General features: G+C 42.9%; 16 protein-coding genes. 2 read left to right on the top strand and 14 right to left on the bottom strand.

All coding sequences use genetic code 11. The annotated features are described in order from the left end of the window. Positions 1-736, top strand: a 736-nt coding sequence (locus tag Q0081_RS09725; protein WP_298352071.1) for a class I SAM-dependent methyltransferase, incomplete at its 5' end; no start/stop codon positions are given. Positions 737-816: 80 nt separating this feature from the next. Here Q0081_RS09725 and Q0081_RS09720 read toward each other — a convergent pair. The 6 genes from Q0081_RS09720 to Q0081_RS09700 form a co-directional block, all read right to left on the bottom strand. Further along, entirely contained in the window at positions 817-1,245 is a 429-nt protein-coding gene (locus Q0081_RS09720) for a BrxA/BrxB family bacilliredoxin (protein WP_298352067.1), read from the bottom strand. Between the two features lie 63 nt (positions 1,246-1,308). Next, the gene (locus tag Q0081_RS09715) at positions 1,309-1,620 is read right to left on the bottom strand and encodes an SUF system Fe-S cluster assembly protein (protein WP_298352064.1); all 312 of its coding nucleotides are present in this window, start codon (positions 1,618-1,620) and stop codon (positions 1,309-1,311) included. Positions 1,621-1,632: 12 nt separating this feature from the next. After that, on the bottom strand, positions 1,633-2,061 hold the full coding sequence (locus Q0081_RS09710) for a SufE family protein (RefSeq protein WP_298352061.1): 429 nt from the start codon (positions 2,059-2,061) through the stop codon (positions 1,633-1,635). After that, the gene (locus Q0081_RS31845; RefSeq protein ID WP_336912476.1) at positions 2,061-2,351 is read right to left on the bottom strand and encodes a type II toxin-antitoxin system RelE/ParE family toxin; all 291 of its coding nucleotides are present in this window, start codon (positions 2,349-2,351) and stop codon (positions 2,061-2,063) included. Before Q0081_RS31845 ends, Q0081_RS09710 begins: the two co-directional genes overlap by 1 nt. Beyond that, the gene (locus Q0081_RS09705; RefSeq protein ID WP_298352058.1) at positions 2,336-2,533 is read right to left on the bottom strand and encodes a hypothetical protein; all 198 of its coding nucleotides are present in this window, start codon (positions 2,531-2,533) and stop codon (positions 2,336-2,338) included. Before Q0081_RS09705 ends, Q0081_RS31845 begins: the two co-directional genes overlap by 16 nt. A gap of 5 nt (positions 2,534-2,538) precedes the next feature. After that, complete coding sequence (locus Q0081_RS09700; RefSeq protein WP_298352055.1) at positions 2,539-3,756, bottom strand: cysteine desulfurase; 1,218 nt, start codon at positions 3,754-3,756, stop codon at positions 2,539-2,541. A gap of 198 nt (positions 3,757-3,954) precedes the next feature. On the opposite strand from Q0081_RS09700, the gene Q0081_RS09695 reads away from it, so the two are divergent. Next, entirely contained in the window at positions 3,955-4,281 is a 327-nt protein-coding gene (locus tag Q0081_RS09695) for a YtxH domain-containing protein (protein WP_409034055.1), read from the top strand. A gap of 74 nt (positions 4,282-4,355) precedes the next feature. Here the strand turns inward: Q0081_RS09695 and rplI are convergent, their stop codons facing one another. The 8 genes from rplI to Q0081_RS09655 form a co-directional block, all read right to left on the bottom strand. Next, complete coding sequence (gene rplI / locus Q0081_RS09690; RefSeq protein ID WP_298352052.1) at positions 4,356-4,799, bottom strand: 50S ribosomal protein L9; 444 nt, start codon at positions 4,797-4,799, stop codon at positions 4,356-4,358. A 22-nt stretch (positions 4,800-4,821) separates the two neighbouring features. After that, complete coding sequence (gene rpsR, locus Q0081_RS09685; RefSeq protein ID WP_298352047.1) at positions 4,822-5,073, bottom strand: 30S ribosomal protein S18; 252 nt, start codon at positions 5,071-5,073, stop codon at positions 4,822-4,824. Between the two features lie 15 nt (positions 5,074-5,088). Then, positions 5,089-5,448, bottom strand: a complete 360-nt coding sequence (gene rpsF / locus Q0081_RS09680) for a 30S ribosomal protein S6 (protein WP_298352045.1) — start codon at positions 5,446-5,448, stop codon at positions 5,089-5,091. Between the two features lie 103 nt (positions 5,449-5,551). Next, positions 5,552-6,418, bottom strand: a complete 867-nt coding sequence (locus Q0081_RS09675; RefSeq protein WP_298352043.1) for a DUF1684 domain-containing protein — start codon at positions 6,416-6,418, stop codon at positions 5,552-5,554. A gap of 19 nt (positions 6,419-6,437) precedes the next feature. Then, positions 6,438-7,040, bottom strand: a complete 603-nt coding sequence (locus tag Q0081_RS09670) for a peroxiredoxin (protein WP_298352040.1) — start codon at positions 7,038-7,040, stop codon at positions 6,438-6,440. A 38-nt stretch (positions 7,041-7,078) separates the two neighbouring features. Continuing rightward, a complete protein-coding gene (locus Q0081_RS09665; protein WP_298352038.1) occupies positions 7,079-7,339 on the bottom strand; it encodes an ACT domain-containing protein in 261 nt (86 codons plus the stop codon). Between the two features lie 124 nt (positions 7,340-7,463). Continuing rightward, a complete protein-coding gene (locus Q0081_RS09660; protein WP_298352036.1) occupies positions 7,464-10,031 on the bottom strand; it encodes a TonB-dependent receptor in 2,568 nt (855 codons plus the stop codon). Positions 10,032-10,149: 118 nt separating this feature from the next. Continuing rightward, on the bottom strand, positions 10,150-10,347 hold a 198-nt coding region (locus Q0081_RS09655; protein WP_298352034.1), incomplete at its 5' end, for a hypothetical protein.

Genomic DNA, 10,347 nt, shown 5'->3' with positions numbered 1-10,347 from the left:
TATGTCAAACGCCTCTCTTTCATCCTCTTTACAAAATGTTTACGACCAACAATACGCCAATTCGGATGCGCAATGGCGCGAAATCGGCGCTCGCCAGAAAGCGGATGACATTGTAAATTTATGCAAAAAATATGATTTTAAGAAGGTCTTGGACGTAGGAGCAGGAGACGGTGCCGTACTTCAGGAATTGGACAAGCGTCAATTTACGGACAACCTATCCGCAGTTGAAATTTCGGGAAGCGGCATCGAAAAAATCAACCAACGCCAGCTGAAGTCACTCAAAGAAGTCAAATTGTTTGACGGCTACACAATTCCCTACGCTGACAAAGAATTTTCATTGGCCACTTGCTCTCACGTTATTGAGCACGTAGAGCATCCGCGCCTATTGTTGCGGGAAATAGCCCGCGTGTCAGAGTACCAATTTTTTGAAGTTCCGATTGATTTCAGCCTTTTTGTGGATCGCAAGATTGAGCATTTTCTTTCGTACGGGCACATCAATATTTACACCCCTGCACTGTTCAAGTTTTTATTAAAATCCGAAGGGTTTGAGGTAATAGACGAGTTATTCCTGTTTTTCAGTGACGAAGTCGTTTCGTACCTGATGAAAGATTGGAAGCAGCGCTTTGTCTATAAAACTAAAGCCTTCTTACTCGAAAACTCTCCCCTACGTCAAGTAAAACCCAATGCGTACGCCGTATTGTGTCGTCACAAAGGCGAAGGCGTGAAAATATTTTAAAAAAGAACCATAAAAAACCCCTTCTCCTAAAAGGAGAGGGGGCAGGGGACGGTCGGCCGCAGCCGAGAGGTTAATTCAGCTTACGCTTTTTCGCCGCAAAATTCTTCAAAAGCCGTTACCAAGTGTTCAGCAATCATCTTGGCATTACGGCCTTCAATGTGATGACGCTCAATAAAATGCACCAATTCATCATCCTTAAAAATCGCAATCGCAGGCGATGAAGGAGGGTATGGCAACAGGTATTCACGCATTTTGGCAGTCGCTTCGCCATCCACTCCGGCAAATACAGTTACCAAATTATCAGGTTTCACTTCGCTGAACGCCAACGCAGCTTTTACACCCGGACGTGCCGCACCGGCAGCGCAACCGCATACCGAATTGACCATAATTAACGTAGTTCCTTTCGGGCCAGCCATGAAGTTATCTACTTCTTCAGCCGATGTCAATTCTTGAAATCCTACGCTCGTCAGATCTTCTTTCATCGGAGCTACTAAGTGAGGAGGATACATAAGTTGTTTGCAGTTTTAAGTTTACAGTTTTTAATACGTTTATTTCCCTTCAAAGTCAGGGATCTACATAAATCCAAGTTCCAGTTTAGCTTCTTCGCTCATCATATCCTGCGAATAAGGTGGATCCCACGTCAGTTCAACGCTCACGTCATTCACCCCTTCCACTTCGCGGATTTTTTGTTCTATTTCTACGGGAATCGTTCCCGCCGAAGGGCAGGAGGGTGACGTTAAGGTCATTTCTACAAAAACGTTGTTAACGGGAAATATCTTCAAGTCATAAATCAAGCCCAACTCCCAAACATCTACGGGAATTTCAGGGTCATACACTGACTTTATGGCCTTTATAATTTCTTCTTTTAATTCTGATTCGGTCATTTTAAGTGTTGTTTAACTTATTTTCTCAACCTGACTTTGGGCAAATTCTTTCATACGGGCAATCATCGAAGCTAAGCCCCCCGCCCGACGAGAGGTAATGATGCTGCTCATACCGATCTTATCAATAAAATACAAATTGGCATTGGCCACATCTTCGGGCTTTTCACCCGATAAAATTTTAATTAAGAGACTTACCAAACCCTTACTTATCTGGGCAGTTGGTTCGCTGTCTGCTTCAAAATGCACCGAGTCACCTCGCATTTCAGTATGAAGCCAAACTCTTGACTGACAACCTCGTATCAAATTTTCGTCTGACTTGTATTCATCCGCAATGGGTTTTAGTTTTTTACCTAAATCAATGATATACTGTGTTTTGTCCAACTGATCGTCGAACAACTCAAAATCTTCAATTAATTCGTCCTGTTTCTCGTTGATTGTCATTATATTTTACCTAAAGGTCTGGAACTGTGTACAATCCGAATAACTGTTATCTCTTGATTCAAATACGTATATAAAACGCGATATTTCCAAACTATCACTTCGCGAAGAAATCTAACTTCTTTTTCGGGAACCATTCTTCCCATTTCGGGAAAAGTTTCTAAAAGTTCTAAATTTGAAAACACTTTCTTAATCCATTCTTGAGCGTACGATTCGGAAAAGTCTAATAAGGATAGGAAAATAGTATCAAGATCATGTCTTGCGTGATCAGACCAAATTATTTTCGTAGCCATTGCTGATATTTCGTCTTTACTTCATCATGAGAAAAGACCCGTCCTTCCTCTACGTCTTTTAAACCATCTTCAATTTTTTTTATAAAAATGATTCTTTCGATAATATCATCTGTCGAGGCATCATCAGGCATCGCCTGAATAGACTCGACAATTTTGTCTCTTGTAATAATTTGGCTTGTCATTTTTATCAATTCAACATTTTCTTAACTCTATGCAAACCTACAACCAATTTGTCAATTTCTTCCTTAGTATTATAAACCGCAAAGGAGGCTCTGGAAGTTCCGACAATCCCCAATCGCTTCATCAAAGGCTGAGTACAGTGGTGCCCTGTTCTGACGGCGATGCCCTGTTGGTCTAAAATCACCCCAATATCCTGCGGATGAATGCCTTCCATCACAAACGAAAGCACACTTACTTTTTCTTTGGCCGTACCGATTATTTTCAAGCCTTCAATGCTTTGCAATGCCTCAGTTCCATATACCAATAATTCGTGCTCGTAATTGGCTACATTTTGTTTTCCGAGCATTTCAACGTATTCAACGGCCGTTTTGGCGGCTACTACGTCGGCGATATTGGGGGTTCCCGCTTCAAATTTATAGGGCAAATCGTTGTAAATCGTCTTTTCAAACGTTACTTCTTTAATCATTTCTCCCCCACCGCGATACGGCGGCATGGCGTTCAATACGTCTCTTTTCCCGTACAGTACTCCCATGCCCGTCGGGCCGTAGAGTTTGTGCAATGAAAATACGTAAAAATCGCAATCAAGGGCCTGTACATCAATGTCAATGTGAGAAGTAGCCTGCGCACCGTCAATCAGCACTTTTGCCCCTACCGCATGGGCTTTTTGGATAATTTCTTTGACCGGATTGATGGTGCCTAAGGCATTGGAAACGTGGACAACGGAAACAAATTTGGTTTTTTCGGAGAGCATTTTCTCGTATTCGTCCATGAGCAGTTCACCCGCATCATTGATAGGAATCACGCGCAAAACACATCCCTTTTCTTCACACAACATCTGCCAAGGTACAATGTTGGAGTGGTGTTCCATGGTACTGATAATGATCTCGTCGCCTTCTTTCAAAAAGGTACGACCATACGACTGTGTCACCAAATTAATACCATCCGTTGTACCGTACGTAAATATAATCTCTTCTACTCGGGCAGCATTGAGAAACTCCTGAATTTTGGTCCGTGAGGCTTCAAACGCTGACGTTGCTTTTTCGGCCAGGAAATGAATTCCCCGGTGAATATTGGCATTGTAGTGTCCATAATAATTAGCCAAGGCTTCCAATACTGGAAGTGGCTTTTGCGTTGTAGCCGCATTATCAAAATAAACCAATGGTTTCCCATTGACCACTTCATCTAAAATTGGGAAATCCCGGCGAATTTTTTGAATATCAATCACAAAGGAGTATGTTAATCGTTTTTGGTTAACCGTGTATCTGGAGAAAAATATTTTCTGACGGTTAATCAAACAACAAACAAAATTAGTGTTGAGTTTTATAAAGTCTAAATAAAAACCCGTCCGTTGGTGTAAAAATCATTTTTTTAGTGGCGTTTTAATTGTTCATTTGTCCAACCATTTAAACAAAAAACAAACATCATGGTCAATGCCAAACACTTAGCGACGTTTATTCTCGGTGCTGTTGCAGGAGTTGCTTTGCACAAATATTTACAAACCGAAGAGGGAGAAAAAGCATTTGAAGATCTCAAAACGAAAGCCACCGACCTTAAAACCGAGGCCGAGGGAGCATTGGACAAAATGCCTGAATATTTTGAACAATTGAAAAACCAAGGCTCGGAAGCTCTAAAAAAATATACGCCCGAAGCCGAAAAAATGCTTCAGGATTTATTGAGCAACTTGCAGGGAAAAGCCCCGCAAGCCTCCGCAGAAGGCACACCGCCTAATGTCGAAACTCCGCAACAGTAAAAAATTCAGGTATTTTTCAACAAAAAAGGGTGCGTTTTGGAACGCACCCTTTTCTATACCTCCTGTGAATGTGATTAAGCTTCGCTTACTACATTTACGTTTACAGGATGTTTTACTTCTTTGTGAAGATCAAGTAACGCTTTGTAAACACCTAAGGTTTTTACATCTTCAATCGTGATTTTTTTACGATCTACATCAAATCCTTTTGCCTTTAGGGCATCAGAAATCTGAATGCTCGTTACACGTCCGAAGATTTTACCGCTGTCACCTGCTTTGGCTGCTATATTGAGCGTCATGTCGCCAATCGCGGTTGCCAAATCTTCAGCATCTTTCTTCAATTTCTCGGCCTTATGAGCAGCTTGCTTCAAGTTTTCGGCCAATTGTTTTTTGTTGGAATCGGTCGCCATCACCGCAAATCCTTGCGGAATAAGGTAGTTACGACCATAGCCGGCTTTCACGTCTAAGACGTCGTTCTTATAACCAAGCCCGGCAATATCAGTTCTTAATATAACTTGCATCGTCAGTTTTCTCCTTTGGTTTTTACTTTAATTGATCAGCTACGAATGGTAATAACCCTAAGTGGCGGGCACGCTTAATAGCCTGCGACACTTTGCGTTGGTACTTTAAAGAGGTACCTGTAAGGCGGCGAGGTAAAATTCTGCCTTGCTCGTTGATCAATTTCAATAAGAAATTAGGATCTTTATAGTCAATAAATTTAATACCGGCTTTCTTAAAGCGGCAATACTTTTTGCGGTTTTGATTACGCTCGATTGGTTCGTTTACCAGTGTCATGTTGCTTAGCCCTCCTTAAACTGTTTCGGTTTGTTTTTTGCCAACTAATCCGCTGCGCTTACGCTCAGCATAAGTGACGTGGTGTTTCTCCATCGCCACTGTCAAATAACGCATCACGCGCTCATCACGACGGAATTCCGTCTCAATCGTTTGGATGAGTGTAGGCTGAGACTTAAACTCAATGAGGTGATAAAAACCTGTGTTTTTGTTCTGAATCGGGTAAGCCAATTTTTTTAGGCCCCAATTTTCTTCGTGTACCAATTCCGCACCGTTGTCGGTAAGGATTTTGCGGAATTTGTCGACGGTGTCCTTCATCTGTTGATCAGATAAAACGGGAGTTAAAATGAACACCATCTCATACTGTCGTGTAAACATACTGAGAATTGTTAAACGTTTATAAATTTTGAACTCATTGAAAATGAGGCCGCAAAGGTAAATGGTTTTTTCAAAAAAAGCAAAGAGTTTTACCTCCTAATTTTCAATGGCTTCCATAATTTTTCTCGCCTGCCGTAATTGCAATCGGCAAACGATTTTCATTCGGTGGAAGCGGGCAGGTAGCGTATTCCGTAAACGCGCAGGGTGGATTGATAGCTTTGTTGAAGTCGATGGTCACCGAATTGTCCGAATTGGGTTTGTCTAAATACAAAAATCGCCCCGCTCCGTAGGTTTCATGACCCGCAGTAGTATCTTTAAAAACGATAAATAGCTTGCCGCCTCCCCCATCCGTAGCAGCCAAACGGTGTGTTTTTCCGTTAAGGGTAAAAGCAACATATCCCACCAAAGGTTGTTGACTTACCAATCCAATAACGTCAGTAATGGCGATGGTTCGTGGGGTTTGGGGCTGTTCAAACGTACCTTGCAATTTCCACGCTTCGCTGACCGAAAAACGCTCAACCCCTTTAAAATGAGAGACATTGGAACTCTCCAAATCTCGCAATCGAACCCCGTATTTGGGGCCGCGTTTGATGATAAACCAACAGAATGAGCCGTATTGCAGCGTAATCGCCTTTCCTTCCTGAAAAACAAAATCGGGGGCATTTTCTTGATTTAAAAACTGAACATCAACGTCCTGCTGCTTTTTAAAAGCAACTTTACCATCTTTCAAGGTCAGCACTCCGAGTTTCTTGGGTGCTTTTTCAGGAAAAACAAGTGCATTGGCCGCATCGCTTCCAAACGTGTTTTCTCCTTCGCTGAGCCAATATAAACCCGCTAAATTGAGCCACCCATCTTCGGCCTTAAGACTCTCAACGCGTTTTTGATGCCATTGCTCATAATCATCAGCAATAAAACCAAACACTGGGACAAAGCACACAAATAGAATAAGGCATAGAGCTAATTTGTTCATTGTTTAAAGTCGTTTAGGTTTACTTACCGGCAAAAAGCACGGCTTTCTCTATTTCCTTTGCTGGAACCAAATACTCAAAATCTTTACTTACAAAACTATACAAAACTTTGCGGTCGGTTCCTATCACAAAGGTAGCCGGAAAAGGCACATCTTCGGTAATACCCGCAATCCGATCCCAAACAGGCTCATACTGTGAGTATACTCCTAATGCTTCACTGATTCTGTTTTCCGAATCCTGAAGAATATTGTAAGGAATATCAAACTCCTGAATGCTGTACACAATATTTTTGAAATATTCTGTCGTTAACAGCAGCAGGTTTGCTCCCAATTTATGAACCGATGCAAATACCTTATTGAGTATTTCCAAATGTTCTCTGCCATATTCATTCCAATCTGGACTGTAGGTACTGATTACCAACGGACCATCCTGCAAAAGTTGATGCAGATAAAAAGTACCCGCGTTTTCCAAACCCGATGGTAACTGTTGCCAAACACCTAATTCGCAATTGATACGGCAGGTAGGCAATAGCCCCCGAACGGCAAGCGGCTCAATCTTTCTATACGATTTAGGTAAAGCAGACAGAAAATAGTCTTCTCCGATGATTTTAACGATTGATTTCATAGTAATTAGTTATAATGATTGTCCAAGTACTTTCTGTTTTATACCAACTGTTTAACTTTGACTAATCCAGTAATGGCTTTCAAGTGAACCAACAAACTTCCCAAACGCTCCGTATTCTCCAATCTCACTTTTACAAGCCCTTGAGAGCGAACCCCGTCGGCTTCAAAGCGCACACTTACGATCTTTCCATAATCAGAGATAAAACGAGTGACCTCTTCGACAAATCCGACGCGGTCAAAACCCAATATCTCCAATTGAGTCAAAGAAGTTGATACAGTAGTATTGGGATGAGTTTGCATTGTTTTTACCGGTTAAAATGTTGAGTAATTCCTGATTTCTGAAAAAGCAGTTTCCTAAGGAGCGGCCAGTGGATTTTTAAATCCACTGGCCGCTCCTTAGGTTGATTGCTAAGTTGATGAACAATTAAAACGTATATCGCAACGTCACCCCGTACGTACGCGGATCCCCCAAAATACCGCCGATTTGGCCGGCACTGCCCGGAGCCACCAACAACTGCTCGTAGTAATCTTTGTTGCCCAGATTTCTGCCCCAAACAAAAAATGAGATGCCGTTGGAGGCCCGAAAACCCACTCTGCCATTCACCAAAGCATAGCCTTCAATATCTAAAAAGGCAGAGGGAGAAGGGCTCGAAGAAAACGTAGAACGATAATACACATCAAGCCCCCCAAAGTAGTTGCCTTTCAGCCCCAGAAAGCTGCCTTTCCCCGTCAATTCTGTCCCAAACGAACCGGCATATTTTGAAATCCCCGGAAGTACACTGCCCGAAATGTCTTTAAATGCCCGTTCTCCTCCTACTTCTTCAATGGGCACCGGAGCGTTGGTGAACTTCACGTATTTCCCATCCGTATAGGCAAAGGCCGCATTAAACGACACGTGATTGTTGACTCGGATGTTACCGTCAACTTCCAAACCGATTACTCTTACCTGTTCAGCATTGGCCAAATACCCTCGGTTTACGCCCGGTTCAGGGGTCTGCACCTGCGTTTGATAGTCTTTTATATCGGTGTTATGGAATACAACATTGATAACCGAATTAGCCGATGGCTTGGTTTTAACGCCCAATTCAAAGTGAGAAACAGCTTCCGGTTTAACCGTCGCCAATTCAGTCAATACCCTGCCGCTTGCCGTTGGCAATCCTCCTACATTGACCCCAATGGGTTTGTAACTCAATGAATACGTACCAAAGGCATTGATGTTTTTATTGAATTTATATTGTAAGGTCAGTTGCCCTGAGAAATTATCCTCGGAGGCATCAATATCAAAAGTTTGGTTGCTGTAAACCCCGTTTTTCAGAGCCAGCAAAGCCGCATCAGTGGTTTGCAATCCACCATAAGTTACTCGGCTGTAGTTCGCTTTTTTGGTGTCTTTGTTGTATCGGATACCAGGCAATACGTGGAATTTGTCGGTAATGGCCCAGTCGGCCTGAGCAAACAATGCCACACTGGATGATTTTATGCCGTAGGTGGTTCTAATTCCGAAGTTGTCAAACAATCCCGGAGTTTTCCACAATGCACTCGTCGAACTTTGCGCAAAACGCCACTGAGCAGCACCTGCTTCTTCCGTATGCACCGGATCGGTTCGCAGATCCTGCCACAAACCAAAGGCCCCGATCACACCGCTCAGTTTCTCATTGATCTTTCCGGAATACCTGAACTCCTGCGAGAATTGGTCATGGGCGGAGGTGCCCGACGATATGGTGAAGGAAGGCAAACCGGTGTAGTCACGGTCGTTTAACGGATCCCATTTCCAATAGCGCCAAGCCGTCGTTGAGGTCAGAGTACCATTGCCGATTTTAAAATCAGCGTTTAATGACAGACCGCCCAATTGGTTACCCGCTCGGGAAGGAGTATCCAAATCCAATGTTCTTTCAAAGGCACTCTGATAAGGAAGTTTGTAATTTAAATCAGCAATAATGGCATTAAATTGACGATAGGCCACCCGTTTGGTTGTCACTACTTTGGCTACCGGCCACCCATAACCCACCGGGTTTTGATCGGTAACATCGGCGATAAAGGTAATATTTATCTTATCCGTAGGTTTGTATAAAAACTGCCCTCTTACTCCGATGTTGTTGATATCATTGATATTGGTTTGGGTGCGGGTATTGTAGAGTAAACCATCTCGTTGCGTACCCACAAATGAAACTCGGGCAGCCAGCTTTTTGCTCAATGGCCCGGAAATGGAGGCTTTGGCCTGAATGTAGCCATAGTTACCGTAACTTAATTCAAAGTTGGCCGTGGGCTTAAAAGAGGGAGCGCGCGAGGTTACATTGAAGGCCCCCGCCGTGGTATTTTTACCGAATAACGTTCCCTGCGGTCCGCGAAGTACCTCCACTTGGTCGATGTCAATAAAATCAAGGGCGGTGGCCGCCGGCCGGGCGTAATACACCCCATCTACGTAATAGCCAACTCCCGGGTCAATCCCGTCGTTGGTCAGCCCGTAAGTTGAGCCCAACCCTCTGATATTGAGCGTAGTATTACGGGCATTGGAAGCGTAAAACTGAACCGTAGGTACCAATTCTTTCAATCGGTTTACGTTAAAGGCACCCTGGTCTTCCACCGTTACGCCGCGAATGACCGAAATCGGAATCGGAATATCCTGCACCGATTCCTGACGACGGCGGGAGGTCACCACTACGTCAGAAAGTTGATTGGTAGTTTCTTCAAGTTTAATTTCCACTTTACTTTCGGTGAGCAAAATTTCTTTTTTCACATAACCTACCGAAGATACGATAAGGGTAAAAGGCAGTTTTTGACCCGTAATGAGGGAAAATTCGCCATTGGCATCGGTGGCTGCTCCGTTGGTCGTCCCTTTGATGGATACCGTAGCACCGATTAATTTTTCATTGGTTTTTGCATCCAAAACGACCCCGGAAATGGTCGCATTAATGATGGTTTTTTCTTGGGCTGACAAAAACAAGGGTAATACAATGCCGACTATCAAAATGGCTGCTTTGAAAAGGTGTTTCATGTGTAGTTGTGTAAACTGTTGCATAAGTATTTAAAATTGATGGATTTTATAGTTTAAACGACAAATCAATTAAATCATTCAGCATTAACACCCGGATTCAGATAGAGTATAGGGAGTATTAATACTTATATCCTATTGATTTACTATGCAAATTTATTTTATTTATTTCCTTAAATGCAAGTAACTTGATTAGTTTCTTTAGGGCAATTGCATGAAGTGGTAAGTTAGCCCGACCTTTGGGAAATGAATGTAGCTGAATTTTTCTTTGAGTTGGACGACCCTCGCCGGGACGGAAGCTGTTATCACGTCCTATCGG

This window comes from Runella sp. (genome assembly GCF_027484545.1).
Taxonomy (GTDB): domain Bacteria; phylum Bacteroidota; class Bacteroidia; order Cytophagales; family Spirosomataceae; genus Runella.
The sequence above is the reverse complement of the archived record's forward strand: the minus strand, read 5'-3'. Positions and strand labels throughout refer to the sequence as shown.